The organism is Saccharopolyspora tripterygii (assembly GCF_054778355.1).
Window position 1 is genome coordinate 128,660 of record NZ_BAAGZP010000008.1, and the last position, 24,523, is coordinate 153,182.

Annotated in this window: 23 protein-coding genes; 13 read left to right on the forward strand and 10 right to left on the reverse strand. The window is 70.6% G+C overall.

Annotated features, from left to right (window positions below; all coding sequences use genetic code 11):
* The first annotated feature begins 79 nt into the window (after window positions 1-79).
* The 3 genes from leuS (at window position 80) to ACYVF3_RS06035 (ending at window position 6,359) form a co-directional block, all read left to right on the forward strand.
* Window positions 80-2,986, forward strand: coding sequence for a leucine--tRNA ligase (leuS, locus tag ACYVF3_RS06025; RefSeq protein WP_461153193.1), 2,907 nt, complete (start codon window positions 80-82; stop codon window positions 2,984-2,986).
* 229 nt (window positions 2,987-3,215) lie between these two features.
* Window positions 3,216-5,159: an acyl-CoA dehydrogenase family protein gene (locus ACYVF3_RS06030; protein ID WP_461153194.1), complete on the forward strand. Its 1,944-nt coding sequence runs from the start codon at window positions 3,216-3,218 to the stop codon at window positions 5,157-5,159.
* Between the two features lie 234 nt (window positions 5,160-5,393).
* Window positions 5,394-6,359 carry a hypothetical protein gene (locus ACYVF3_RS06035; RefSeq protein WP_461153195.1) on the forward strand — a complete coding sequence of 322 codons (966 nt, stop codon included), beginning with the start codon at window positions 5,394-5,396 and terminating at the stop codon, window positions 6,357-6,359.
* Here ACYVF3_RS06035 and ACYVF3_RS06040 read toward each other — a convergent pair whose 3' ends face one another.
* Genes ACYVF3_RS06040 through ACYVF3_RS06055 form a run of 4 tightly spaced genes read right to left on the reverse strand, consistent with a single transcriptional unit; the run spans window position 6,360 to window position 9,522 of the window.
* Window positions 6,360-7,640: a cytochrome P450 family protein gene (locus tag ACYVF3_RS06040; RefSeq protein WP_461153196.1), complete on the reverse strand. Its 1,281-nt coding sequence runs from the start codon at window positions 7,638-7,640 to the stop codon at window positions 6,360-6,362.
* Between the two features lie 15 nt (window positions 7,641-7,655).
* Window positions 7,656-8,003, reverse strand: a complete 348-nt coding sequence (locus ACYVF3_RS06045; protein ID WP_461153197.1) for a DUF742 domain-containing protein — start codon at window positions 8,001-8,003, stop codon at window positions 7,656-7,658.
* Window positions 8,000-8,407, reverse strand: coding sequence for a roadblock/LC7 domain-containing protein (locus ACYVF3_RS06050; RefSeq protein ID WP_461153198.1), 408 nt, complete (start codon window positions 8,405-8,407; stop codon window positions 8,000-8,002). Before ACYVF3_RS06050 ends, ACYVF3_RS06045 begins: the two co-directional genes overlap by 4 nt.
* Complete coding sequence (locus tag ACYVF3_RS06055) at window positions 8,404-9,522, reverse strand: ATP-binding protein (RefSeq protein ID WP_461153199.1); 1,119 nt, start codon at window positions 9,520-9,522, stop codon at window positions 8,404-8,406. The genes ACYVF3_RS06050 and ACYVF3_RS06055 overlap by 4 nt, the downstream gene beginning before the upstream one ends.
* A gap of 502 nt (window positions 9,523-10,024) precedes the next feature.
* On the opposite strand from ACYVF3_RS06055, the gene ACYVF3_RS06060 reads away from it, so the two are divergent.
* The 4 genes from ACYVF3_RS06060 to ACYVF3_RS06075 all read left to right on the forward strand — a co-directional run bounded on the left by ACYVF3_RS06060 (window position 10,025) and on the right by ACYVF3_RS06075 (window position 12,676).
* Entirely contained in the window at window positions 10,025-10,246 is a 222-nt protein-coding gene (locus tag ACYVF3_RS06060) for a hypothetical protein (RefSeq protein ID WP_461153200.1), read from the forward strand.
* A gap of 192 nt (window positions 10,247-10,438) precedes the next feature.
* Window positions 10,439-10,846, forward strand: coding sequence for a helix-turn-helix domain-containing protein (locus ACYVF3_RS06065; RefSeq protein WP_461153201.1), 408 nt, complete (start codon window positions 10,439-10,441; stop codon window positions 10,844-10,846).
* Window positions 10,836-11,477, forward strand: a complete 642-nt coding sequence (locus ACYVF3_RS06070; protein ID WP_461153202.1) for a hypothetical protein — start codon at window positions 10,836-10,838, stop codon at window positions 11,475-11,477. Before ACYVF3_RS06065 ends, ACYVF3_RS06070 begins: the two co-directional genes overlap by 11 nt.
* A complete protein-coding gene (locus ACYVF3_RS06075) occupies window positions 11,474-12,676 on the forward strand; it encodes an MAB_1171c family putative transporter (RefSeq protein WP_461153203.1) in 1,203 nt (400 codons plus the stop codon). The genes ACYVF3_RS06070 and ACYVF3_RS06075 overlap by 4 nt, the downstream gene beginning before the upstream one ends.
* Here ACYVF3_RS06075 and ACYVF3_RS06080 read toward each other — a convergent pair.
* A complete protein-coding gene (locus ACYVF3_RS06080) occupies window positions 12,664-13,302 on the reverse strand; it encodes a phosphatase PAP2 family protein (RefSeq protein ID WP_461153204.1) in 639 nt (212 codons plus the stop codon). The two genes, ACYVF3_RS06075 and ACYVF3_RS06080, sit on opposite strands and share 13 nt — an antisense overlap.
* A 161-nt stretch (window positions 13,303-13,463) precedes the next feature.
* Here ACYVF3_RS06080 and ACYVF3_RS06085 point away from each other — a divergent pair, with 161 nt between their 5' ends.
* A complete protein-coding gene (locus ACYVF3_RS06085) occupies window positions 13,464-13,847 on the forward strand; it encodes a hypothetical protein (RefSeq protein ID WP_461153205.1) in 384 nt (127 codons plus the stop codon).
* 118 nt (window positions 13,848-13,965) lie between these two features.
* On the opposite strand, the gene ACYVF3_RS06090 is transcribed toward ACYVF3_RS06085, so the two are convergent.
* Window positions 13,966-14,664, reverse strand: coding sequence for a TetR/AcrR family transcriptional regulator (locus ACYVF3_RS06090; protein ID WP_461153206.1), 699 nt, complete (start codon window positions 14,662-14,664; stop codon window positions 13,966-13,968).
* A 188-nt stretch (window positions 14,665-14,852) separates the two neighbouring features.
* On the opposite strand from ACYVF3_RS06090, the gene ACYVF3_RS06095 reads away from it, so the two are divergent.
* Window positions 14,853-15,119, forward strand: coding sequence for a mycoredoxin (locus tag ACYVF3_RS06095; protein ID WP_461153207.1), 267 nt, complete (start codon window positions 14,853-14,855; stop codon window positions 15,117-15,119).
* Between the two features lie 254 nt (window positions 15,120-15,373).
* Here ACYVF3_RS06095 and ACYVF3_RS06100 read toward each other — a convergent pair whose 3' ends face one another.
* Window positions 15,374-15,658 carry a hypothetical protein gene (locus tag ACYVF3_RS06100; RefSeq protein WP_461153208.1) on the reverse strand — a complete coding sequence of 95 codons (285 nt, stop codon included), beginning with the start codon at window positions 15,656-15,658 and terminating at the stop codon, window positions 15,374-15,376.
* A 255-nt stretch (window positions 15,659-15,913) separates the two neighbouring features.
* Here ACYVF3_RS06100 and ptsP point away from each other — a divergent pair, with 255 nt between their 5' ends.
* The gene (gene ptsP, locus ACYVF3_RS06105; protein WP_461153209.1) at window positions 15,914-17,548 is read left to right on the forward strand and encodes a phosphoenolpyruvate--protein phosphotransferase; all 1,635 of its coding nucleotides are present in this window, start codon (window positions 15,914-15,916) and stop codon (window positions 17,546-17,548) included.
* Between the two features lie 24 nt (window positions 17,549-17,572).
* On the opposite strand, the gene ACYVF3_RS06110 is transcribed toward ptsP, so the two are convergent.
* Window positions 17,573-18,250 (reverse strand): response regulator, encoded by a 678-nt coding sequence (locus ACYVF3_RS06110; RefSeq protein ID WP_461153210.1) that lies wholly within the window; start codon window positions 18,248-18,250, stop codon window positions 17,573-17,575.
* Window positions 18,247-19,422, reverse strand: coding sequence for a MacS family sensor histidine kinase (gene macS / locus ACYVF3_RS06115; protein ID WP_461153211.1), 1,176 nt, complete (start codon window positions 19,420-19,422; stop codon window positions 18,247-18,249). Before macS ends, ACYVF3_RS06110 begins: the two co-directional genes overlap by 4 nt.
* 179 nt (window positions 19,423-19,601) lie before the next feature.
* On the opposite strand from macS, the gene ACYVF3_RS06120 reads away from it, so the two are divergent.
* Complete coding sequence (locus ACYVF3_RS06120) at window positions 19,602-20,825, forward strand: GGDEF domain-containing protein (protein ID WP_461153212.1); 1,224 nt, start codon at window positions 19,602-19,604, stop codon at window positions 20,823-20,825.
* A 106-nt stretch (window positions 20,826-20,931) separates the two neighbouring features.
* Here the strand turns inward: ACYVF3_RS06120 and ACYVF3_RS06125 are convergent, their stop codons facing one another.
* The gene (locus ACYVF3_RS06125; RefSeq protein WP_461153213.1) at window positions 20,932-22,155 is read right to left on the reverse strand and encodes an AI-2E family transporter; all 1,224 of its coding nucleotides are present in this window, start codon (window positions 22,153-22,155) and stop codon (window positions 20,932-20,934) included.
* Between the two features lie 303 nt (window positions 22,156-22,458).
* Here ACYVF3_RS06125 and ACYVF3_RS06130 point away from each other — a divergent pair, with 303 nt between their 5' ends.
* Both ACYVF3_RS06130 and ACYVF3_RS06135 read left to right on the forward strand, forming a co-directional pair.
* The gene (locus tag ACYVF3_RS06130) at window positions 22,459-23,229 is read left to right on the forward strand and encodes a hypothetical protein (protein WP_461153214.1); all 771 of its coding nucleotides are present in this window, start codon (window positions 22,459-22,461) and stop codon (window positions 23,227-23,229) included.
* Window positions 23,230-23,389: 160 nt separating this feature from the next.
* A complete protein-coding gene (locus ACYVF3_RS06135) occupies window positions 23,390-24,514 on the forward strand; it encodes a hypothetical protein (RefSeq protein WP_461153215.1) in 1,125 nt (374 codons plus the stop codon).
* Window positions 24,515-24,523 lie beyond the last annotated feature (9 nt).

Sequence of the window (24,523 nt, forward strand, 5' to 3'; positions counted from 1 at the left end):
GGGTTTTCCGTTTTCAGGGGGCGGCACACTGGTGCGCACGAACGCGCGCGTTCCGGCGGAGCAGGGAAGGACGCAGAACATGACTGGCCAGCCAGAAGGGGCCAACACGGCCGGGTCGGCGGCTTCTTCAGCAGAGGAAGTCCCGCCGTTCCGGTACACGGCGGGTACCGCGACCGAGATCGAGCAGCGCTGGCAGCGGGAGTGGACCGACCGCGGCACGTTCCACGCGCCGAACCCGACGGGCCCGCTCGCCGACGGCGAGGTGCCCGGGGACAAGCTGTTCGTCCAGGACATGTTCCCGTACCCGTCCGGCTCCGGCCTGCACGTCGGCCACCCGCTGGGCTACATCGGCAGCGACGTCTACGCCCGCTTCCACCGGATGCAGGGCCGCAACGTGCTGCACACGATGGGATTCGACTCCTTCGGCCTGCCCGCCGAGCAGTACGCGGTGCAGACGGGCACGCACCCGCGCACCACGACCGAGGCCAACATCGAGCGCTTCCTGGGTCAGATCCGCCGGCTGGGCCTGGGGCACGACGAGCGCCGCCGCATCGCCACCACCGACATCGAGTTCTACCGGTGGACGCAGTGGATCTTCCTGCAGATCTTCAACGCCTGGTACGACCCGGACGCCGACGGCGGCAAGGGGCGCGCGCGGCGGATCAGCGAGCTGGAGGCCGAGTTCGCCTCCGGTGAGCGCACGACACCGGACGGCCGCGCGTGGGCGGAGCTGTCCGAGGCCGAGCGCACCGAGATCGTCGACTCGCACCGCCTGGCCTACCTGTCCGAGGCGCCGGTGAACTGGGCGCCCGGCCTGGGCACCGTGGTGGCCAACGAGGAGGTGACCGCGGACGGGCTGACCGAGCGCGGCAACTTCCCGGTCTTCCGCCGCAACCTGAAGCAGTGGATGATGCGGATCACCGCCTACGCGGACCGCCTGGTCGACGACCTGGACCGGCTGGACTGGCCGGACAAGGTCAAGACGATGCAGCGGAACTGGATCGGCCGTTCGCAGGGCGCCAACGTGGAGTTCCCGATCGGCGAGTCCGGTCGTTCCGTCGAGGTCTTCACGACCCGTCCGGACACCCTCTTCGGCGCCACCTACATGGTGCTGGCGCCCGAGCACCCGCTGGTCGACGAGCTGGTCACCGCCGCATGGCCGGACGGCGCGGACGAGCGCTGGACCGGCGGCGCGGCCACCCCGGCGGACGCCGTGGCCGCCTACCGGCGGGCCGCGTCGATGAAGTCGGACCTGGACCGGCAGGAGAACAAGGAGAAGACCGGCGTCTTCACCGGTGCTCACGCCACCAACCCGGTCAACGGCAGCCGCATCCCGGTGTTCATCGCCGACTACGTGCTGATGGGCTACGGCACCGGCGCGATCATGGCCGTCCCCGGCCAGGACCAGCGCGACTGGGACTTCGCCACGGCGCTGGGCCTGCCGATCATCCGCACCGTGCAGCCGTCCGAAGGATTCGACGGCGACGCCTACACCGGTGACGGACCGGCCATCAACTCCGCTTCGGAGACCACGGGCCTGAGCCTGAACGGCCTGGACATCGCGGACGCGAAGAAGACCGTCACCGCCTGGCTGGAGGAGCACGGCCACGGCCGCGGCACGGTCCAGTACAAGCTGCGCGACTGGCTGTTCGCGCGGCAGCGCTACTGGGGCGAGCCGTTCCCGATCGTCTACGGCTCCGACGGCGTGCCGCGCGCGCTGCCGGAGGACCAGCTGCCGGTCGAGCTGCCGGAGGTCGAGGACTACTCGCCGCGCACCTTCGACCCGGAGGACGCGAACTCCAGCCCGGAGCCGCCGCTGGCCAAGGCCGAGGCGTGGCGCAACGTCGAGCTGGACCTGGGCGACGGGCTGCAGCACTACGAGCGCGACACCAACGTCATGCCGCAGTGGGCGGGTTCCTGCTGGTACCAGCTGCGCTACATCGACCCGGACAACTCCGAGCGGTTCGTCGACCCGGCCAACGAGCAGTACTGGATGGGCAAGAACCCGCAGGAGCACGGCGGCAACGACCCGGGCGGCGTCGACCTGTACGTCGGCGGCGTGGAGCACGCGGTGCTGCACCTGCTGTACTCCCGCTTCTGGCACAAGGTGCTGCACGACCTGGGCCACGTGTCCTCGGAGGAGCCCTACCGGCGGCTGTACAACCAGGGCTACATCCAGGCGTTCGCCTTCACCGACGCGCGGGGCGTCTACGTCCCGGCCGAGGAGGTCGTCGAGTCCGGCGGGAAGTTCTCCTACCAGGGCGAAGAGGTCTTCCGCGAGTACGGGAAGATGGGCAAGAGCCTGAAGAACTCGGTGTCGCCGGACGAGATGGCCGACGCCTACGGCGTGGACACGCTGCGGCTCTACGAGATGTCGATGGGCCCGCTGGAGGCCTCGCGTCCGTGGGTGACCAAGGACGTCGTCGGCTCGCACCGGTTCCTGCAGCGCTTGTGGCGCAACGTCGTCGACGAGAGCACCGGCGAGCTGCGGGTGACCGACGCCGAGCCGGACACCGAGATGCTGCGCGCCCTGCACAAGACGATCGCGGGCGTCCGGGAGGACTTCGCCGAGCTGCGGTTCAACACGGCCGTGGCGAAGCTGATCGAGTTCAACAACCGGATCACCAAGGCCTACGCGTCGGCCGAGGGCACGCCGCGCTCGGTGGTCGAGCCGCTGGTGCTGATGGTCGCTCCGCTGACCCCGCACCTGGCCGAGGAGCTGTGGACGCGCCTGGGCCGCGCCGAGAGCCTGGCGCACGGCCCGTTCCCGGTGGCCGACGAGCAGTACCTGGTCGAGGACTCGATCGAGTACCCGATCCAGGTCAACGGCAAGGTCCGGTCGCGCATCCAGGTCCCGGCCTCGGCCGACCAGGACGCGGTCAAGGCGGCGGCGCTGGCCGACGAGAAGATCGCGGCGGCGCTGGACGGCAACGACCCGCGCAAGGTCATCGTCGTCCCGAACCGCCTGGTCAACATCGTCGCCTGACGGTTCCCGGCCGCCACGCTCCCGAGCTGAGCACCCCCACCACCCGATCTCCCCCGACCTCCCCGAGGCCGGGGGAGATCTCGTTTCCAGTGATCTCGACGGACTTCCGCGGTGTCGTCGGCGGTCGGTGCGGGGGTGCCGCACTACGCTGCGTGGTGAGCCACGTCGCATAGCGGGGTTACTCACCAGTAACTACGGTGGCGGCATCGGACGAGAACTGGAGGTCTCGATGACCAACCCGGCATTCGACGCGAGCGAGCTCCGCACCCTGCTCGACGGGCGGTGGGCCTCGGTCCGCGAGACCGTGCGCGCGGCGCTGCGCGACAGCGACCTGGGTGACGCCGACGGCCTCGACACCGAGAGCCACCGCGCGCGCACCCTGGAACAGCTGCGCCTGCTGGCCAAGTCCGGTGTCCCCGAACTCGGCTTCCCGTCCGCCCAGGGGGGCGGGAGCGACCAGGGCGGTTCGGTGGTCTCGCTGGAGCTGCTGTGCGGCAACCTGTCGCTGATGGTCAAGTCCGGCGTCCAGTGGGGCCTGTTCGGCGGCGCCGTCGTCGCGCTGGGGACCGAGCGCCACCACGAGCGCTACCTGCGCGACATCATGAGCGTCGAGCTGCCGGGCTGCTTCGCGATGACCGAGACCGGGCACGGTTCCGACGTCCAGGCCCTGCGCACCACCGCCACCTACGACCCGGCGACGCAGGAGTTCGTGGTCCACACCCCGCACGAGGCGGCCCGCAAGGAGTACATCGGCAACGCGGCGCGCGACGGCCGGATGGCCGTGGTGTTCGCCCAGCTCATCACCGAGGGCGAGAGCCACGGCGTGCACGCGCTGATGGTCCCCCTCCGCGACGAGGCCGGGAACACCTGCGAGGGCGTGCGGATCGAGGACTGCGGTCGCAAGGCCGGGCTCAACGGGGTCGACAACGGCCGCATCTACTTCGACCAGGTGCGGGTGCCGCGCGAGAACCTGCTCAACCGCTACGGCGACGTCGCCGCGGACGGCACCTACAGCAGCCCGATCGACAGCAAGGGCAAGCGGTTCTTCACCATGCTCGGCACCTTGATCCGCGGCCGGATCTCGGTCGCGGGCACCTCGGGCGCGGCGGCGAAGCTGGCCCTGGAGATCGCGCTGCGCTACGGCGACACCCGCCGGCAGTTCGACCGGCCGGGCGCAGGCGAAGAGGTCGTCGTCCTCGACTACCTGGCGCACCAGCGGAAGCTGCTGCCCGCCCTGGCGAAGTCGTTCGCCCTGCACTTCGCGCAGGAGGAGCTGGTGCAGGCTCTCGACGAGGTGCAGAGCGGTGGTGACGAGCGCGCCCAGCGCGAGCTGGAGTCCCGCGCCGCGGGGCTGAAGGCGGTCACCACCTGGCACGCCACGCACACCATCCAGACCTGCCGCGAGGCCTGCGGCGGCGCCGGCTACCTCACCGAGAACCAGCTCGCCGGGCTCAAGGCCGACACCGACGTGTTCACCACCTTCGAGGGCGACAACACGGTCCTGCTGCAGCTGGTCGCGAAGGGGCTGCTGACCAACTACAAGGACCAGTTCGACGGCATCGGCACGCTGGGCCTGGCGAAGTTCGTGGCCGACCAGTTCGTCGGCGCGGTCATCGAGCGCTCCGCGGCGAACTCGATCGTGCAGCGCATCATCGACGCCTCGAACAAGGACGACATCCTCGACCGCGGCTGGCAGCTGAAGATCTTCGACGACCGGGAGGAGCACGTCCTCGACGGTCTGGCCCGCCGACTGCGGAAGGCCAACAAGGACAACGCCTTCGACGTGTTCAACAACGCCCAGGACCACGTGCTGCGCGCGGCCCGGGTGCACATCGACCGGCTGGTGCTGGACGCGTTCGTCGCCGCCGTCGACCGCTGCGAGGACCCGCGCAACGCCGAGATCCTCGACAAGCTCTGCGACCTCTACGCCTTGTCGATCATCGAGGAGGACAAGGCGTGGTTCCTGGAGCACGAGCGGATCAGCCCGCGCCGGGCCAAGTCCATCACTCAGGCGGTCAACAAGCTCTGCGCCGAACTCCGCCCGCACGCGGTCGACCTGGTCGAGACCTTCGGCATCCCGCGCCAGTGGCTCACCGCGCCGATCGCCACCGGTGCCGAATCCTCCCGCCAGGACACGATGATCGCCCACGACAAGGCCAACCCCCTGCCGTGACCTCCCTCCTCCCGACGAGGTGATCCGTGGGTGGGGGAAGTTTTCATGTAAACCTCCCCCCACCCATGAACTCGGGTTCCCCGGGGAAGTTCACATGAAAACTTCCCCCACCCATGAACTCGGGTTCCCCGGGGGAAGTTTTCATGAAAACTTCCCGACCCTGGGAAAGGGGAACCGAAACGTCCCGGGTGCGTCTCAGTGGCGTACGGGTCGACCACCACTGAGGGAGAAACGATGAGAGCGCTGGTCCGGAAATCCGTTGTCGCCGCAGTCAGCGGCGCCTTGCTGTTCGGCGTGCCCGCGATCGGTGCTGCCGCCGAGCCCGCTGCTGCCGCCGAGCCCGCTGCGATCGCCTGCGATGACGACTCCAGCGGCCAGGACGCCTCCTTCTACCCCGGTGAGTCGGCGGGCTACACCTACGACAAGAAGTTCAGCGCGGGCCCGAAGATCCCGGGGCTGCCCGAGCACACCCCGCAGGGCTTGGCCGCGTGGAAGGACTGGGACGGCGCGGGCAACGGCCTGCTGCTGATGAGCGCCTACGGCAAGGATGGTTCGAACGCCAAGATCTACGGCGTCGACCCCTCCACCGGCAAGACCGTCGGTGACGTCGAGATCGCCGAAACCCACGCCAGCGGCATCGCGATCGCCCGCGGCTGGGCGTTCGTGACCGGCAGGAACAACGCCGAGGGCCACTACACCATCCGCAAATACAAGCTCAGCGAGCTCGCCGACGCCCTGAAGGCCGAAGGCAGCCCCTACGTCAAGCAGACCGGCGAGGCCCGCGAGGTCTACGGCGCGTCGTTCCTGTCCGGCGACGGCAACACGCTCTACGCGGGCAAGTACAGCCGCGACGGCCGCGAGAAGATGTACGCCTACGACGTCGCCGCCGACGGCGCGCTCACCACCGGCAAGTCCTTCGAGATCCCGAAGGGCACGCAGGGCCTGATGGTCACCGGCGACAAGTTCGTCTACAGCACCTCGCTCTCCCGCGACGTGCGCAGCAACCTGTACGTGATCGACAAGGGCGCGACCGACATCGACATCCCGTCGACGCGCTGCTTCCGCTCGCCGAGCATGTCCGAGGGCATCGACGACCTGGGCGGAAAGGCCTACGTGCTCTACGAATCCGGTTCTCACCAGTACCCGGACGCCCGCAACGTCATCGAGAACCTGCACAAGGCCTCGGTCTCGGGTCTGTGATCAACGACCGCGCAGCCAGTTGCGCAGCGCCGCCCACCGCCCGGTCTCCTCGCGGGGGCCGGGCAGGCGCCGGGCGACGGGTGCCGGCGGGCCGAGCCAGGGCCGGATCTGCTTGGGCGGTGGCGGGAAGACCACCGGCAGCGAGGTCAGGGCCCGGTGGAACGGACCGGACCGCCACTCCAGCGCATCGGCGGGAACGGCCGTCTCCAGGTCGGGTAACCGGTCCAGGACGCGTTCGACCGCGACGGTGCCGGTCATCCGCGCGATGCGTTGCGCGGGCGTCGGGCACGCGTGCCTGCCCGCGCCGAAGGCGACGTGCGCGCGGTTGCCCACGCGCCCTCCGGCGGACACGGCGGGATCGGTGTTGGCCCCGGCGAAGCTGATCAGCAGCGGCTGGTTCGCGGGCACCGGGTTGCCCCCGACCTGAACCTCGCGGGCGGGGAAGACGGTGCCGCGGTTGGCGATCGGCGGATCCGACCACAGCACTTCGTCGAGCGCGTCGGCCACCGGGAGGCTGCCGCCGGAGAGATCGCCCGCGAAGCGCTCGTCGATCAGCAGCAGCCGCAACGTGTTGGCGATGAGGTTCTGCAGCGGTTCGCTCCCGGCGGTGCACAGCAGCGCCACCTGGTGCGCGGCGTCCTCATCGGTGAGCCCGGCCTGGTGCGCCAGCAGCCAGGACACGACGTCGGGGCCGGGCTCGCTCCGCTTGGCGGCGACGAGCTCGGCGACGGCGGTGTCGATCCCCCTCCCGCCGTCGATGCCGTCGAACAGGGCCAGCGCGCCGGAGACGACCTTCTCCGAGATCACCGGTGGCGCACCGCAGATGCGGGTCACCATCAGCAGCGGCAGCACCCGCGCGTACTGCTCCACGAGATCCGCCTTGCCGTCGGAGGCGAAGCGGTCGATCAGCGCGTCCGCGGTCTCCTCCAGGTGCGTGCGCAGTTCCCGGGTGTCGATGCGCGCGAGAGCATCGGTCACCGCTCCGCGCAGCCGGGTGTGCGCGGGACCGTCGAGGAACGCGCAGTTCGGCCGGTAGCTCATCAGCGGCAGCACCGGGCAGTTCTGCGGCACGCCTGCCTGCCAGACGCGGGGATCCTTGGGGAAGTTCCCGGGATCCCGCAGCACCTGGAGGGCTTCGGCGTAGCCGAGCACGAGCGTCGCGGGCACGTCGGGCGCGATCTCCACCGGCGCGGTCGGGCCCGCCTGTCGCAACCGCTGGTAGGCGGCGTGCGGGTCGGCGGCGAATTCCGGCCCGTGCAGCCGGGTTCGATCGTCGGTCACGAAGTCTCCTGCTCTCTACAAGCTGGCTCGAAGCCCGTCCAGGACGTTCTGCAGCAGGTCGAGGTCCGGTGCCTGCAGGTCGTGCTGGGCGCTGCGGGTGACGATGTGGCCGCTGTCCAGCAGGTCGCCGAGCAGCACCTTCGTCACGCTCATCGGCAACCTGAGGTGCCCGGCGACCTCGGCGACCGACTTCGCGTCGTCGCGGCAGAGCCGGAGCACCCGCCGCATCTCGGGCCCGGCCGCGCCGGGTGAGGCGTCGCGCACCGCGTAGATCTGGGTGTCCATCTCGAAGGTGTTGCGCGTCGGGCGGGCCCGGCCGCGGGTGACGACGTGCGGCCGGACCAACGCGCGCTCGCGCCTCACGCGAACTCACCGATGCGCTGACCGGTGCTGAGTTCCTTCCCGAGCCGCTGGACGAGTTCCATCAGCCGGTGGGACATGGTCTCGACGTCCACCCCGTGCCCCGCGGAGGCGGCGACGTAGGCGCGCGGGCCAGCGGCGACGAGGAATACGTAGCCGTGGTCGTACTCGGTGATGGTCTGCTGCCAGGCCTTCTCGGTGGAGCCGCAGAACGCGGCGTTGGCCCGGGCCAGCGACTGCAGGCCGGACATGGCCGCGGCGTGCCGCTCGGCCTCGTCGGCGGTGATGTCCGCGGAGTGGGCCATCAGCAGGCCGTCGGAGGACAGCAGTATCGCGTGCCTCGCCTCCGGGATCCGCAGTGCTTCGTCGAGCATCCACCCCAGGTCGTGCTGCCGGTTGCTGTTCATGGCTCGGAAGTTCCCTCTTCGTCGTCCGGTTTCTCCTCGGACCCGCGACCGGTGAGGCTGCCGCGCTGCCACGCGCCCATCACCGATGGCTTGCCCGTTCCCCAGTTCTCGTGCTCGGCGGTCTGCGCGGGCACGGCGTGGCTCCGGCGCTGCCGCTGGGGCAGTCCGGCGCTGGTCTGCTGCTGCGCCACCGGTTCGCTCATCGCGGGTGCGGGTGCGGATGTTTCGGTCTTGGCGAGCAGTTCGTTGGGCAGGAACAGCACCGCGCGCATTCCCCCGTAGGGCGAGGCGGTCTCCACGAAGACCTTGAACCCGTAGCGGGCGGCGAGCACCCCGGCGAGCGCGAACCCGATCTGCGGCGGGTCGCCGAGCTTGTTGATGTCGACGACCTCCCGCCCGGTGAGCAGCGCTTTCGCGCGTTCGCGGGCTTCGGGGTTCATGCCGACCCCGGCGTCGTCGACGACGACCGACAGCCCGTTGTGGGCGGGCTGGAAGTGCACCTGGACCTGCGTGGCGGGCTGCGAGTAGCGCGCCGCGTTGTCGAGCAGCTCCGCGAGCGCGAGCACGACGGGTTCCACGGCCCGGCTGGACACCGCGAGCTCGCTCTCGGAGTGCACCTCGATCCGCAGGTAGTCGCGGATGCGCGAGGTGGCGCCGCGCACCACGTCGAGCACCGGCGCCGAGGAGCGCTGCTGACCGGGCCAGGTCCCGCACAGCACCGCCGTGGCCTGGGCCCTCCGCACGAGCTGCGAGTTCGCGTGGTCGATCTTCATCAGGCCGGCGAGCACGGCGGGATCGTCGTGCTCGTGCTGCATCTCGCTGATGGCGAGCTGCTGCTCGTTGGCGAGGCTCTGCACGCCGCGCATCGTGGAGATCAGGGTCGCTTTCGCGGCCCTGTCGGCGCGTTGGCGCGTTTCGTCGGCGAAACCCGCGAACTGGCCGATGACGGTCTGCATCTCCTGGTGGAAGGGCGTGTCGGCGAGGGGGGCCCGCAGCGGTCCGGGCACGTCGATGGGCAGGCCGCGCTCGGCGTCCATGAGCGCGGGAAGCCGTCGAGTGACCAAGTGGTGCGCTTCTTCATCGCGCAGCCGGATCTGGAACTTGAGGCGCTGCAAGGAAACGAGGAAGGCCAGCAGAATCACTACGATTGCCGCGAGGGCAACCCACAATGCCACGTCCACTTGGGAGTGCTCCGTCGTTAGCGTGCGTGAAGGAATTCGAAATCGCTGGGATCGTCGAAGTTACCACGCTGATGGGGCGACAATCGAAAGCGATTTACTCGGCAAACACACACTGATCGTGACGTGCTGGACGTCGTGACCTGCTCGCTTGCGGAGTGAGTAGCGTGCCATTGCGACACACGCGTGATCGTCGGAACCCGTTTGATCAACATTCGGATGCGTTCAGTGACAACCAGGGGGCGGCCGAGGAGGACTCCGCCGAACGACGGAAATCCTTGAAATCGGACAACCGAATTCGGCCTCGCATTCATGATCTGCCGGCAGAATACCCAATGCGGTGAATCGAGCCCAGAACTCTTGCTGATCGCTACAATGCCCCGTGCGGTTGTCGATCACCCCGGACGCCGATGTCGGTGCGCGCGGCTAGCTTCCGCTCGTGGAACTCGATCTGGCCCTCCCGGCGCGCGCCCTGGCGGCGGTGGCCGCCGACCTGGTCAAGCTGCTGCCCGGCCGGAACCCGAACCCCGTGCTGGACGGCGTCGTGCTCACAGCGCGCGCCGACCGGGTCCGGTTCCGCAACGGCGCGCGCCGGGCCACCGTCATCACGACGCCAGAATCCCCCGAGCTGCACTACGTCCTCATGCCCCGGCAGCTCTGAGTCGATCCGCATCGGGGCAGGGCGCGGGTTCCCCCTGTTCCCGCATCCCTGTCCCGACGCACCCCCAGCTTCGAGCCCCCGGACTCAGATTCCACGATAGTGGAATCATGGACAGACACTAGTATCGAATGCGAGAATCCGTCAAACACGGCTGTTCGCGCGGGGGCGCGGTCGCGAAGTGCGGGGGGTGCGGTGAACGATCAAGGGGACGCGCTGGCCGAGAGGCTGGCCTGGCTGCGTGACAACTTCCCCGATCCCGAGACCGGAAAGCCGCGCGAGGTCAGGGAGATCTCCGCGGCCACCGGGATCAGCCTGTCGCAGCTCTACAAGATCCTCTCGGGCGAGTCGCCGAACCCGGGGTGGCAGCACCTGCGTGCGCTCGCCGAGTTCTTCGGCGTGCCGCTCGACGCGTTCAACTCCGGCGATCACGGCGACGCGGTGCGCGCGCAGCTGGCGACCCTGGTGGAGCTCCGGGATCTGCGCGACAGCGGCGTGGAGTCCATCTCGTTGCGGGGCTTGACCGCAGCGCAGGCGGACCGCATCCGGGGCGTGGTGGAGGACCTGCGCGCCAGCAACACGGTGAGGCGCGATGAGCCATGACCACGAACCGGAACTCACGCCGTTCCGCTGCGCGCGCCTGGTGATCGACGTGCGCCGCGATCACGACGACACCCCTGACCGCAGCCCGCACCACGACCTGGCCGCGTGGTGCCAAGAGCTGGCACGCGCGCTCCCGCTGCCGACGCCGTGGGACCTGCGGACCTTCGTCGCCGAGCTGTCGGAGGCGCGCGGCCGGCCGATCGAGCTGCGCCAGGTGTCCACGATGGAGTCCGAAACCCCGTGCGGTGCCCTGATCTCGCTCGCCGACCGGGACGTGATCGGCTACGTGCCGAGCACCCCGCTGCACGAGGAGCACATCATCCTGCACGAGGTGGGGCACCTGGTGTGCGGGCACTCGGACACCAAGCTGGCCGATTCCCCGCTGGTCGCCGCACTGGTCCCGGACCTCCCGCCGGAGCTCATCCGCAGCGTCCTGGGACGGTCGCCGAGCGCGTTCGACGCCGCGGCCGAGCAGCAGGCGGAACTGGTCGCGAGCCTGTACCTGTACCGCGCGGGCCGCGCTCCGGCTCCGCCGAGGCGCATGCGCAAGGCGTCCGCGCCCGGCCGCACCCTGCACGAGATCCAAGCGACGTTCGACAGCGCCCGCCGTCGGGGCCCCGAGAAGCGATGACCAGCGTCGTCCTGCAGTGCGCCGGGCTCATCGCCGTCCTGGCCGCGCTCAGCAAGGCCGCGCAGGTCCGGCTCCGCCGCGAAACCCGGCCCAGCGTGCTCTACCTGTGCGGTGCGATCGGCAGCGTGGGGCTGTCCGCAGCGCTCGTCGCCCCGAAAACCCTGCTCTGGGTGTCGGAGTGGGAGCCGATCGCCAACCTCGGTCGGCTGGTCGCCAACGTCCTGGCCATGGTCGCGGCGGTGTGCGTGCACGGCCTGCTGGCGCACCTGCTGAACGAGCCCGCCCGCGCTCGCCGCGTGATGAAGCTGCAGGTGCCGGTGATGCTCACCGCGGCGGCGCTGATGGCGGTGCTGCTGCTCTCGGCCGGGGTCCCGTCCGACCCGGCATTCCTGGGCGCGTACGCCGATCACCCGCCCGTGGCGGCCTACCTGCTCGTGTTCGCCCTCTACATCGGGTGGGCCACCACGGTGTTCGCCCTGTTCGTCGGCCGGTACGTCGTGCAGACGACGGGTCTGTGGCTGCGCGCGGGGCTGCGCACGATCCAGGCGGGATGCGTCGCATCCGCGGCCTGGGCGGTGGTCAAGATCGCTGCTGCGCTCTTCGTGGTCGGCGGCCGCGACCCCGGCCCGCTGGTCGCGGCGGCGGGGACGTGCGCCGCGGTGTGCGTGGCGCTGGTGGCCCTCGGCGCGACCATGCCGGTCTGGGGACCGCGCTGCGCGGCCCTCGCGTCCTGGGCGCGCGCGGCGCACCAGGTCCGGAGGCTGCACCCGCTGTGGGACCGGCTCGCCACCGAACTGCCGCAGATCACGCTGCCGTCCGAGATGTACGCGCGGGCCGACGCCCGCTTCGCGCTGTACCGGCGGGTGGTGGAGATCCGGGACGCGCAGCTCGTGCTGCGCTCGCACGTCCACCCGGACGCGGCGTCCTGGGCGCACCAGGAGGCGGAGCGGGCCGGGCTCGGCGAGCGGCGCGCGCACCAGGTCGCCGAGGCCGCGTCGCTCGCCGTCGCGCTGGACTCCCACGCCTCGGGGCGACCGCACCGGTCCCGGCCGGGCGAGACCGCGGTGCCCTACCGCGGGGTGGCCTCCGACCCGCACACCGAGGCGGCGTGGCTGATCGGGCTCGGCCGGCTGGTGGAGCGCTCCCCGATCGTGGCGAGCGTTCGCGAGCGGGCAGCAGCGGCGGATCAGACGCCGTAGAGCAGGGCCGCGAACAGGCCGCCGCCCACGGCGGCTCCGATGATCGCGCCCCCGGTGACCTGCGCGGTGGTGTGGTCGCGGATCTGCACGCGGGACCACGAGATCGCCGCCACCAGCACCATCAGCGCCCACCACGCCGGGTGGTAGAGCAGCGCGAGGATCACCACGGCTCCCGAGGCCACCGCCGAGTGCATGGACACCTTCCACCAGACCGTGATCGCGCCCGTGACGAACAGGGAACCGATCATGGCGATGTCGAGGGCGATCAGCGACCACGGAGCGCCCAGGGCCACGAGCAGGCCGAGGCCGACCAGGCTCATGACGATCAGCGCGAGGAACGGCACGGCGCGGCCCGCCCGGTCGCGCACGTGGTGGCTGTCCCACCGCCCGGTGCGAGCGCCCCAGACGATCACCCCCATCGGGAGGATGCTGCTGGTGGCGGCCACCAGCAGGCCCCAGCCGAGCGCGGGCAGCACGCGGTGGGTCGCCTGCCACGCCACGGCCAGCGGCAGCAGCACCACGATCACCCACGGCGCGAAGACCTCGGTGAGGACGAGCGCGGCGCGCGTCCTCGCTCCGCGAGCGGGGGTGACGTCGGCGGAGTCGGTCATGGTGTCCTCGGTCATCGGGCGGGCGTCCACAGGCAGAGTTTCACATGCCCGGCACGCGGGACCGCGAGCGGACCGCCGTCCGCGACCTGCGAGGAGTGCCGAAGCCGCATTTGGCGATTCTCGGTGGGATCGCTAACGTTTCCACATCGGACTGTTGAAAAAGGAGATTTGGCAACATGAATCAGCTTTTCACGCTTCTGGTGCACTCGCCGGGCGCGGTCGTGTCCGGCGGAACACTCTTGGTGACGGCCGTCTTCCTGCTGGTCTTCCCGCTGCGGGGTGGGCACGGCAAGCACGCGGGGGCCGGTCCCGGCGCTCTGGACGTGCGGCGGGTGCAGCGGAACGCGACTCAGCCCGCTCCCAAATTCGCTGATGCCACAGCGCTTTTCATCGAGATCATGCGCGAGGAGCGGGAGCTCCGAGCCGGGATCCCCTTGCGCCGCTGGACGGAACCGCCGCCCTACGTCGGCAAGCACCGGGCGGAGGACCCGTTCGTGTTCGAGACCTACCACCCCAGGGTGGACGTCTTCGTGGGCCCCGGGGTGATGGCAGCGCACTGAGGAGTCGTTTCAGGAGGCGGCGGAGCCGTTGTTTCAGGTGTGGGACTCAGCCGGCACCGCCGTGTGAGGTTCCGCCACCCGCACCGCCAAGCAAGGTGATTCTTCAAGGACCCCTGAGTCAGGTCAGGCCGCTCTCGTCGGCCAGCTCGTGCAAGGTCGAGTCGAAGAGCTGATCGGCGTGGAACAGGTCGAACGGGAAGCGGCCGAAGACCTCCAGCGCGATGTGCCCGTACAGGCGCACCCACCAGCGCATCAGGAAGTAGACCGCTTCGGCGTCCAGCGCCTCCGGCGGCATGTCGATGCCCTCGCTGGAAAAGGCCTCGGCGAGCGACTTCTGCTGCGCCGACAGGTCCGGCAGGTCCACCGGCTCCTTGACCTTCTCCTCGACGTTGGGGTTCTCCCACAACATCGGGGCGACGATGCTCAGGAACACCCCGGCGAAGCGATCCGGTTGCTGGGCGCGGTCCTTCGGCGTCGCGAAGACCAGCGCGAACTCCTTGGGGTGGGCCAGCGCCCACGACCGGAACCGGCGGCAGACGGCGAACGTGCGGTCCAGGAAGCTCTCGCTGGCCGGGTCGAACGCGGCCGAGAGGTCCGCGGAGAGCTCGGCGCAGACGTCGTCGCACAGCTGCCGCAGCAGGTCTTCGCGGGAGGAGTAGTAGCGGTAGAGGGCGGGGGCGGTGATGCCCAGTTCGCGGGCGATCGCCCGGAGAGTCACCGCGTCGCTGCCGTGCTCGGCGAGCAGCATCCTGGCGCGTCGCCGGATGTCGTGCTCGGTGGCCGCCCGAGCGCGCTCGCGTGGAGACAGCTCCGTCATGTCCCTACCCCTCGGTCCAGGAATGGCGTCCAGCTCGTGGGACGTGGAACCAGACCGTAACGGGCGTCACCACCCGGTTCCAGAAGGCCGGAGCGCGGACGGCATGAGCTGCGTCTCGTGCGAATGATTTCGCCGTTGCGATTGTTCAAGCTCGAAGACTACAAGTCGTGGCCGAACCTGGAGGTCGGATGTCCGCCGAACAAGTCACCGTGTACAGCAGGCCGGGTTGCCCGTTCTGCATGGCGCTGCGCTCCGGGCTCAAGCGCTCGGGCTTGGACTACGACGAGATCGACATCTGGCAGGACCCGGAAGCCGCGAGCGTCGTGCGGTCCATCGCCGACGGCAACGAGACCGTGCCGACCGTGGTGGTCGGGGACTGGAAGGCGGTCAACCCCTCGGCCCGCGAGGTCATCGCGGCCGTGACCGAGCACGCCCCGCACCTGCTGCCCGCCTGAGGCGCTGGGCTGATCGGGTGTCGCGCTGAGGGCCGACCGCACGGGGGGCGTTGCGGCCGGCCCACAGCAGGTTGCGATCGTCGATGGCGCGAATACCGACGAGCGACAACCTGTTCAGTTTGACGGCAACTCCCCCGGAAAAGATCCACCTTGACGCCTGAATTCGCTCGAACGGTGGATCAATGGTGGAATAATCATTTGTGTCCGAGAGCACATGAAAATCGCGATTCACGGCGTTTCCGCTGTACAGAGGCCTACTCACGCCTTTTGTTGGATCTCTTGCGGGATTCGGCCGGATCGTGATTGCCGGGTGCTTCCGACGACGCGACCGGATAGTGGGATTCGTCGTGATGGCTGGTGTCGACGGGCTCTCCTGGAACATGATCCACCCGTCCGGGAATTGCCGAGCGGGGCTCGGCGGCCCGGCCGTCGTCCGCCGGCTTGGGTTGGGCGGCGAAGAAGGTCGCGACCGTGGTGAGCCGGTCCGCGAACCAGGTCGCGTCGATCTTCGGTTCGATGAGCGCTGCGGTGATTGGCATGGCTCCAGCCTGCGATTTCAGGGGTGCGGACCGGATCCGTACGGCTACTCAGTTGTTACCTATGAGTAACGTCACGGGCTGCTGCAGACGGGTGACGTAGGAACCCGCGGGTGCTCCGCGCGTGCCCGCTGGCTCACACGATCAAGCCAAACGGGGAACGCGTCCTTACGCTGGTGGGGAGCGGGGTGTTGCGGTGGGTGGCGTATCCGCGCCGGATGCTTCTGCTGCGCAACTCGGAAAGGTATGGTCTAGACCATGTCGCGTTTGACTGGTGTCGGAGTGAGCTCCGGCCGCGCCGCCGGGCCTATCGTCCGCGTGGCCGACCCGTTGCCCGAACCCGCCACCACGCCCGCCCCGGCCGACCAGGTCGCCGAGGCCGCACGGATCCGCCCCGCCGCCGATGCGGTCGCCGACGGGCTGTTCCAGCGCGCGGGCAAGGTCGACGGTGATGCCAAGGCGGTGCTGGAGACGACCGCGGCGATGGCCATGGACCCGGCTCTGATCTCGCAGGCCGAACAGCTCGTCGCGACCCGGTCGGTGCCCGCCGCCCGCGCCGTCCACGAAGCCGCCAACGGCTTCGCCGACGCGCTGCGCGCCGCAGGCGGGTACATGGCCGAACGCGCGCGCGACGTCCACGACGTGCGGGACCGGATCATCGCCGAGCTGGAAGGCGTGACCCCGCCCGGCGTTCCCGAGCTCTCCGCTCCGAGCGTTCTGGTGGCGCGCGACCTCGCGCCGGCCGACACCGCCGACCTCGATCCGGAGCTCGTGCTCGCGCTGGTCACCGAGGAGGGCGGACCCACCAGCCACACCGCGATCCTCGCGCGTGCGCTGGGAATCCCGGCCGTCGTCGCGGTGCGCGGCGTGCTCGGCGCGGTCGCCTCGGGCGCCACCGTGGACGGCGACGAGGGCGAGGTCGAGCTCTCCGCGAACGCCGTGGAGGTGCGCGCCGCCGAACCGCCCGCGCACGCCCACTGGGACGGCGTCGGGCAGACCGCCGACGGAGTGCAGGTCAAGGTGCTCGCCAACGTCGGATCGGCCACCGACTCCGCCGGTGCGGTCGCCGCCGGAGCGCAAGGCGTGGGGCTGTTCCGCACCGAGTTCTGCTACCTCGACGCCGATGCCGAACCCGACGTGGCCACCCAGCGCGCCGCCTACGCCGAGGTGCTCACCCCGTTCGCGGGCAAGCCCGTGATCGTGCGGACCCTCGATGCCGGTGCCGACAAACCCCTGTCGTTCCTGGACATGGGGGCCGAGCCGAACCCGGCGCTGGGCGTGCGCGGGCTGCGGGTCGCCTTCGACCAGCCCGACCTGCTCGACGAGCAGCTCGAAGCGATCGCCGGTGCCGCCCAGGACACCGGAGCCGAGGTGTCGGTGATGGCGCCGATGGTCGCCACCGCGGACGAGGCCGGCTGGTTCGCCGAGCGGGCTCGCGCAGGCGGGATCGACCGGGTCGGCGTGATGATCGAGGTGCCCGCCGCCGCGCTCTCGGCGTCGGAGATCCTGCAGGCGGTGGACTTCGTCAGCATCGGCACCAACGACCTCGCGCAGTACGTCTTCGCCGCCGACCGCATGGCCGGCGCGCTCGCGGGCCTCAACGACCCGTGGCAGCCCGCGCTGCTGCGGCTCATCGCGATGGTCGGCCAGGCGGGTCGACAAGTCGACAAATCGGTAGGTGTCTGCGGCGAGGCCGCTTCCGACCCGCACCTGGCCGGAGTGCTGGCGGGGCTGGGCGTCACGAGCGTGTCGATGAACGCCTCGGCCGTCCGCGCCGTCGGGGCGGCGCTCGCGCAGCACCCGCACGCCACCTTCCGCAAGGCGGCGGAAGCCGCGCTGGAGGCGCCCAGCGCGGCGGCGGCGCGGCAGACCACGAAGACGACCCTGGCCTGACCCCGGCGGGCAGCGCCGAGAGGATCACTCCTGCTCTTCGGACTCCCCGTCCTGGTCGAGGCCGTGCTCGATGGCGTAGCGCGCCAGCTCGACGCGGTTGTGCAGCTGCAGCTTGCGCAAGGTCGACTGCACGTGGTTCTCCACCGTGCGGTGGGAGATCACCAGCTTGGTCGCGATCTGCCGGGCCGTCATGCCCTTGGCGACCAGGCGCAGCACGTCGGTCTCGCGCTCGGTCAGCTGCGGGGCCTGGTGCTCGGAATCCGGCGTGATCGCCATCCGGCGGTACTCGCCCAGCACCAGCCCGGCCAGCCCAGCGGTGAACACCGCGTCCCCGGCGGCCGTGCGGCGGACCGCGTCCACCAGCTCCTCCGCCGACGCGGACTTGACCAGGTACCCCGAAGCCCCGGCCTTCACCGCCTCCAGCACGTCGGCGTGCTCACCGCTGGCCGACAGAACCAGCACCCGCGTGCCGGGGATCTCCTGGGTGATCTGCAGGGTGGCCTGAACGCCCGAGGTGTCACCGAGGTTGAGGTCCATCAGCACCACGTCGGGCGTCACCGTCCGCGCGATCCGCAGCGCCGACGTGCCATCGCTCGCGGTGGCGCGGACCTCGAAACCGCGCTCGCTCAAATCGCGCGCGACGCCATCCCGCCACATCGGGTGGTCGTCGACGACCATCACGGTGACCGGCGGTTCGCTCATCGCTGTCCTCCTCGGCGGCGTTTCGGCTCCGCGGTGCGCGGGACCCGGACCTCCCACTCGGTCCCCTCGCCCGGCGCGGTGTCGAGAGTGATCATCCCACCCAGGGCGGTGACCCGTCCCCGGATGGATTTGGCGATCCCCATCCGCCCCTCGGCGGCGGCTTCGTCCAGCCGTCCCTCGGGAATCCCCGGTCCGTCGTCGCGCACGCTGAGCACGATCTCGTCCGGCAGCTCCTCCAGCAGCACCCACGCCTGGGTCTGCTCCCCCGCGTGCTTGTCGACGTTGGCCAGCGCCTCCCGGACCACCGCCGCGAGATCCGCGCTGAGCTGCTCGGTCAGCAGCACCGGGTTGCCCGGCACCGACACGTGCACCCGCGCGGTGCGCAGCACCTGCAGCCGGGCCGCCAGATCGGTCTCACCGTCCTCTGTGGTCTCCGGCTTCGTGGCGATCAGCGAGCGCAGCTTGATCTCCTGCTCCCCGGCCAGTTCCGCGAGCTCGGCCGCTTCCCCGCCGAGCTCGGCGCCGCGCCTGCGCACCCTGGCCAGCACCTGCAGCACGCTGTCGTGGATGGACCGCGCGAGCCGTTCCCGTTCGGCCGTGGCGGCTTCGGCGCGCAGCGCGTGCGCGAGTCGTTCGGTGGAACGGCGCGCGTGGTCGGAGTTCAGGCCGATCACCAGCCCCACCCCGATGAGCAGCACCGTGTCCAGCGCCATGTCCGAGCCGATCCGCCCGCGCACCAGCAGGTTTCCCGCCGCCTCGATGATCCCGGTGGCGACACCGCCGGTCATCCCCCAGTGCACCGCGGCCGCGGTGACCCCGGTGGAGTGCCAGACCGTCACCACCGACGGATCCGAGGAATTCATCTGCGCGTCGGTCAGGATCAGCTCGTTGAGCAGGAACAGCGCGTTGACCACCACGACGTCGGCGGCCACCAGGCGGTTGGTGCGCCCGGCCCGGGTCCGGTACTTCCAGACGGTGAAGGCGGTCCACACCGCCATGCAGGCCAAGCAGATCGCCGCCAGCCACGGCCGCTCGTACTGGTCGTACAACATGCCGAACCAGAACGCGGCGTAGAAGAACGCCACGACCCGAAAGACGTTGTGCCCTCGCCACAGCGGCGTTCGACCGTCGGCCACGTGCGGTGGCGTCGGCGATGCTTGCGAACCCGTCAACTCGAACTCCTCCCCGGCGACCATCCTGCCCCACGCGGGCTCCGTTGTGGAATCGCGTGGGCGGGAATGCGCAACCCCCGCACTGGTCCGAACCGCCGATCCCCGACGCCCGGTTGGGGGCGTTCACCGCGAAACGCCGTTCGCGGTTTTCCCGTTGTGCTTCGACACGCTCATCCGCTGTGCCAGGCTCCGGGCCGGAGGTGACGATGCGGGACTGGTTGTTGTGGCGGATGCGCCCTGCTGCGATCGGATACGTCCTGCTGGTCCAAGCGCTGGCGCTCGTGTTGGTCGTCCTCGTGTTCGTGACCGGTCGGCGACCGGAGTCCGGCGACCTGATGAACTTCGCCGCGCTCGCCTCCACCGCGGGCGCGACCATCGTGATCACCTCGGCGTCGATCAACATCCGGCGGCAGATCCGGCGCGACCCGTGGACGCTGCACATCGTCTACCTCGCAGCCGGGATACTGCTGCTGCCAACGAATCTCCTGGTGCTCCTGCTGCTCGGGCCCACGCTGCACGGCGTCCTGCACGACCGGCCCGAAGCGCACCGCTGGCTGTTCACCACCGCCGCCACCACCGTCGCCACGTTCTCCGCGCGGCTGGTCGCCGGCTGGGACGAACCCGTGTGGACGGGACTGAGCTTCTTCGCCGTCGGCGTCGTGCTGCTCGTCGTGCGGGCGACGGTGGTCGCGGGTGGGCTCAAGCTGCGCGAGCCCACCGCTTCGCGCACGACCGTTCTCGGCGAACCCATCGACGTGCTGCTGGGCATCGTCGGCGCGAGCCTCGGCGGGCTGATGGCCGTCGCGATGGCGGGGGCTCCGCTCGCCGCGCTGCTCGCCGGTCCACCGATGATCCTGCTCGACCTCGCCAGCCAGCTCCCGCAGTGGCGGCGGAGCGCCCAGCACGACGGCAAGACCGGGCTGGCCAACTCCACGCACTGGGAACGCCTCGCGCGGGTCGAGCTGATGCGCGCCCGACAGCGTCAGCAACCGGCCGCGCTGCTGCTGCTGGACCTCGACCGCTTCAAGCGGGTCAACGACGAGCTCGGCCACCTGGCCGGCGACACCGTGCTGGCCGAGTTCGCGCGGATGCTCCAGAAGAACGTCCGCCGAGACGACCTGGTGGGTCGCTTCGGCGGTGAGGAGTTCGTCGTGCTGCTGCCCGGCACCCAGGACGAGACCGCCTACCGGGTCGCGGACCGGATCCGGGCGTCCACCACGACCTTGTCGGTGCGCGCCCGCGACATCCACGGCGAGACCCGGGAGCTCACCGGGCTGACCGTGAGCATCGGCGTGGCGACCACCGGCCGGTTCGACTACGAGCTCACCGACCTGCTGGTGGCAGCGGACGCGGCGATGCTCGCAGCCAAAGCGGCAGGCAGGAACGCGGTCACGGTGGCTTGACGGGTTTGTTCCAGCGGTCCGCTGGCCCGGCGGTGCGGGTAGCGGAACGGAAGCAGCGATCGCTTGGAGGCTGCTGAGGACTCTCTCCGCTCGGTGCGGGTTGCGCCTAGGCCTTCTCGTCGTCTCCGGGTTCGTCCGCGCCGGTCTTCTCCGCGTTGTCGTCGGCGGGTTCGTCGTCGGCGGCGGGCTTCGCGGGAGCGGGCTTCGCGGGGGCGGCGGGTTCCGGCTTCCCGGTGGAGGCGTCGTGGAGGAACTCGTCCTCGTCGGCGAGCAGCGCGCGGATCGCCGAGTTGAGCACCGCGACCATCGGGATCGCCAGCAGCGCGCCGACGATGCCGTTGATGACCACGCCGATGCTGATCGCCAGCACGACGCCCAGCGCGTGGATCTGCACCGCGCGACCGAGGATCAGCGGCTGGAGCACGTTGCCCTCCAGCTGCTGCACGGCCAGCACGATGCCGACCAGGATCACCGCGACGACCCAGCCCTTGGTCACCAGCGCGATCAGCACCGCGACCGCGCCCGAGGCGACGGCACCGATGATCGGCACGAATCCGCCGAGGAACACCAGCGCGGCCAGCGGGATCGCCAGCGGAACGCCCAGCACGACCAGGCCGAGCCCGATGCCCAGCGCGTCCACCACGGCGACCAGCACCGTCGCGCGGACGAACCCGACCAGCGAGGTGAACCCGGCGATGCCCGCGTGGTCCACCCGGGCGCGCACCTGGCGCGGCGCCAGCCGGACCACGAACAGCCACACGCGGCGGCCGTCGTAGAGGAAGTAGATGAGCGTGAACAGCGCGAGCACCAGTCCGGTCAGGAAGTTGCCGAACGTAGAGGCCGTGGACAGCGCACCGCTGGTCAGCGCGGCCTGGTTGGTCTGCAGCCACTCGCGCGCCTGGTCCAGGTACTGGCCGATCTGCGCCTCGTTGATGTGCAGCGGGGAGGTCGCCAACCAGGACTTCAGCGCTTCGAGGCTCGCGAGCACCTGGCGCTGCAGGTCCGGGAACCCGTTGATGAACGCGTTGATGACGAAGCTGAACACCCCGCCGACCACCGCGAGACCGCCGATCAGCACGAGCGCCGTCGCCAGCCCCCGGGGAACCCTGCGGTTGGTCAGCCACGACACCAGCGGGGCCAGCAGCGCTGCCAGCAGCAGGGCGATGGCCACCGGGATCACCACGACGTAGATCCGGCCGATGATCATGCCCAGCACGTACAGGCTGAGGGCGATCACCAGCAATCGCCAGCTCACCGCCGCGGAAACCCTGAGCACCCGGGGGATCGCCGTCGAAGCGTCTTCCGGCCTGCTGATCTTGAGCTCGCTCACCCCGCCACCGTAGCGCCGATCACCGGTCCCCATTCGCACAACGGCCCTCCTGATCCACAACGGCACGTGAACACCGACCCCGCCCCGGCCCGGGCGCGCGGGAATCGCGGCTCCCGCACGGGTGGGACGTGGGGGTGATGTCCGGTTCGAGCGGATCGGCAACTCGAGGTGCGTAACACGATGTAGCGAACCGGCTCCTCTGCGCTTACGGAAGACGACCTTGTTTTGGCAGGCTTCCCGGCGCGAGGGATGACGAAGCTCCGAGGGGGAGCCACAGCAGGCCGAGGAGGTTCTGGCACCGCGATGTCCGTCCGCGACCGTACGACGCAGACCGCCGCACGGCGGTTCCTGGGACGTGCCCTGGTCCTGGCGGGCACGGCGGCAGCCGGAACCTCCGCGGCCTTGCTGCTGGGCCAGCCCGCGGAGGCGGAGCCCGACGAACCCGCCGGGGAGCTCGTGGAGCCTCCCCCGCTGTCCGGAGCTCCGGTGCTGTCCGAGGCCGCCGCGCTCACCGGCGACGCCGCGGACCTCCCGGAGGCCGCGCTGGAGAAGGTGCAGCAGGCTGGACCCGCTTCGTTCCCGCTCGATCGGCTGGACCCGCTCGAACTCGTGCCGGGCGAACCGGTCGAGCACCTGGTCGGCGGCCTCGACGAGGAGGTCGCCGAACCGTCCGAGCCGTCCGTGGAGGCCGGACCTCCCATTGCGCCGGTGGAACCCGTCGCCGGACCGGACCGACAGGCGGGCAGCCCGCCCCCGGAACCGGTCGTGAGCATCCCCGAACCCGATCAGCCCGCGGCACATCCGCAGGTGACAAGCCCTGTCCGGGCGTCCGGACACCCCGTCCCGGCCGTTCCGCCCGTCCCCGAGCACGAGTACCCGGGCGGCAACTCGGCGCTGCCCGCTTCATCCGGCTGCGCCAAGACGGCGGACGGCCACCAGCAGGGAGCCGGTCTGCCCGGCTGGTACCCGGCGGCACCGCGCGCCGACGACGTCCGCCCGGACGCGTGCGCGGACACCCGCGACGAGGTGCTGCGCGGGGTGCCGTCGCCGCGCCCCGGCGCGACGCCCGACTGACCCGCTGACCGGCCGCGATTCGCAGTGTGGCGAACCAGCGCGCCGGCGACTTCGCATCTGAGCCCACCGCCGCCCGCCCATGATCAAGTTCTGATGACGGTGCGGCGCTCGAAGTTGATTTCCCCCCAGAACGCGGGGAGCCTTGTGAAGGAGAAGATCCATGCAGACTTGGGCGAAGCGCGGCGTTCAGACCGCGCTGGTCACTGGTGGCATGCTGGCCGTCGGAACGGGGGTCGCTTCCGCCGGGGACGCCTGTCAGCAGCGTCCGATGCCGTTGGGAGAGTCGGTGTTCCCGCCCGCGCTCGACGAGACCGCGCCGCTGGGCCGTTGCCTGTCCGGAGACCTGTTCGCGGGCGGCGCGCAGCCCACCAGGCCGGTGGTGGAAACCCGCCGCGGCCAGCTCGACGAGTCCGCTGCTGAGCTGACCCGCGAGATCCCCGCGATCCGGTTCCAGGAATCGCCGCTCAAGCTCGCGGGCTGGGCCGCTGACCCGTCCGAGGCCAAGCCGCTCGACCTGCGCCGTTCGCCGCAGGGCCGGGCCCCGATCACCCCGGCTGAGGGCTTCCACCGCTCGCTGAGCTGGTCCGCGTCGATCGGCGACGTCGTGCGCGACCGCGCGGCTGACCGCGGTCCGCAGACGGCCGAGCTGGTCATCCCGCACGACGACCTCGTCTACTTCGACGGGTTCGGCCCGGCCAACGGGATCATCGAGCTCTACGAGGACGCGCTGTCCGCCCGCGAAGAGGCCCCGGTCGAGACCGGTGGGCTGCTGGCCACCGATGCGGTCGACCTGACCTCCGCCGACGTCGGCGGCCTGCGCAGCGACCTGCGCACCGTGCCGCCGCTCGTGCTGTCCGCGGCGCTGGCCGAGCCCCCGGCTCCCCCGGCCGCGCCGGTGGACTTCGTGCCGCTGGACGTGCCGGGCGAGCGCCAGGCCCCGGCCACCGAGGTGCCGCCGCTTTCCGGTCTCTCGCTCCTGGAGCTGTCGAAGGTGCCGGGAACGGTCGAGCGCAGCGGGCCGGGCCTGTCCGCGCCGGTCCCCGGCTTCGGGAAGCTCAACGCCCTGCAGAACGGGCAGACCACCGGCCCGACGCCGAGCCGGATCACCGCCGCGCTGGAGGACACCGTGCTCCCCGCGCGCACGATGGTCGCGTCCCGGTCCGAGCTGCCGCTGCTGTCCGGCATGACCGGTGCTCCCGACGTCACCCTGCCGATGCCGGCCATCAGCCCCGAGCTGATGCACCGCTTCGACAACGCCGAGACCGTCGTGATGAACCGCATCTGATCGACCTCG

Excerpts from the sequence above, each read along its gene's own strand:
- leuS (WP_461153193.1), top strand. The coding sequence starts at position 80 with ATGACTGGCCAGCCAGAAGGGGCCAACACGGCCGGGTCGGCGGCTTCT.
- ACYVF3_RS06030 (WP_461153194.1), top strand. The coding sequence starts at position 3,216 with ATGACCAACCCGGCATTCGACGCGAGCGAGCTCCGCACCCTGCTCGAC.
- ACYVF3_RS06035 (WP_461153195.1), top strand. The coding sequence starts at position 5,394 with ATGAGAGCGCTGGTCCGGAAATCCGTTGTCGCCGCAGTCAGCGGCGCC.
- ACYVF3_RS06050 (WP_461153198.1), bottom strand. The coding sequence starts at position 8,407 with ATGAACAGCAACCGGCAGCACGACCTGGGGTGGATGCTCGACGAAGCA.
- ACYVF3_RS06070 (WP_461153202.1), top strand. The coding sequence starts at position 10,836 with ATGAGCCATGACCACGAACCGGAACTCACGCCGTTCCGCTGCGCGCGC.
- ACYVF3_RS06075 (WP_461153203.1), top strand. The coding sequence starts at position 11,474 with ATGACCAGCGTCGTCCTGCAGTGCGCCGGGCTCATCGCCGTCCTGGCC.
- ACYVF3_RS06080 (WP_461153204.1), bottom strand. The coding sequence starts at position 13,302 with ATGACCGAGGACACCATGACCGACTCCGCCGACGTCACCCCCGCTCGC.
- ACYVF3_RS06085 (WP_461153205.1), top strand. The coding sequence starts at position 13,464 with ATGAATCAGCTTTTCACGCTTCTGGTGCACTCGCCGGGCGCGGTCGTG.
- ACYVF3_RS06090 (WP_461153206.1), bottom strand. The coding sequence starts at position 14,664 with ATGACGGAGCTGTCTCCACGCGAGCGCGCTCGGGCGGCCACCGAGCAC.
- ACYVF3_RS06095 (WP_461153207.1), top strand. The coding sequence starts at position 14,853 with ATGTCCGCCGAACAAGTCACCGTGTACAGCAGGCCGGGTTGCCCGTTC.
- ACYVF3_RS06100 (WP_461153208.1), bottom strand. The coding sequence starts at position 15,658 with ATGCCAATCACCGCAGCGCTCATCGAACCGAAGATCGACGCGACCTGG.
- ptsP (WP_461153209.1), top strand. The coding sequence starts at position 15,914 with ATGTCGCGTTTGACTGGTGTCGGAGTGAGCTCCGGCCGCGCCGCCGGG.
- ACYVF3_RS06110 (WP_461153210.1), bottom strand. The coding sequence starts at position 18,250 with ATGAGCGAACCGCCGGTCACCGTGATGGTCGTCGACGACCACCCGATG.
- ACYVF3_RS06130 (WP_461153214.1), top strand. The coding sequence starts at position 22,459 with ATGTCCGTCCGCGACCGTACGACGCAGACCGCCGCACGGCGGTTCCTG.
- ACYVF3_RS06135 (WP_461153215.1), top strand. The coding sequence starts at position 23,390 with ATGCAGACTTGGGCGAAGCGCGGCGTTCAGACCGCGCTGGTCACTGGT.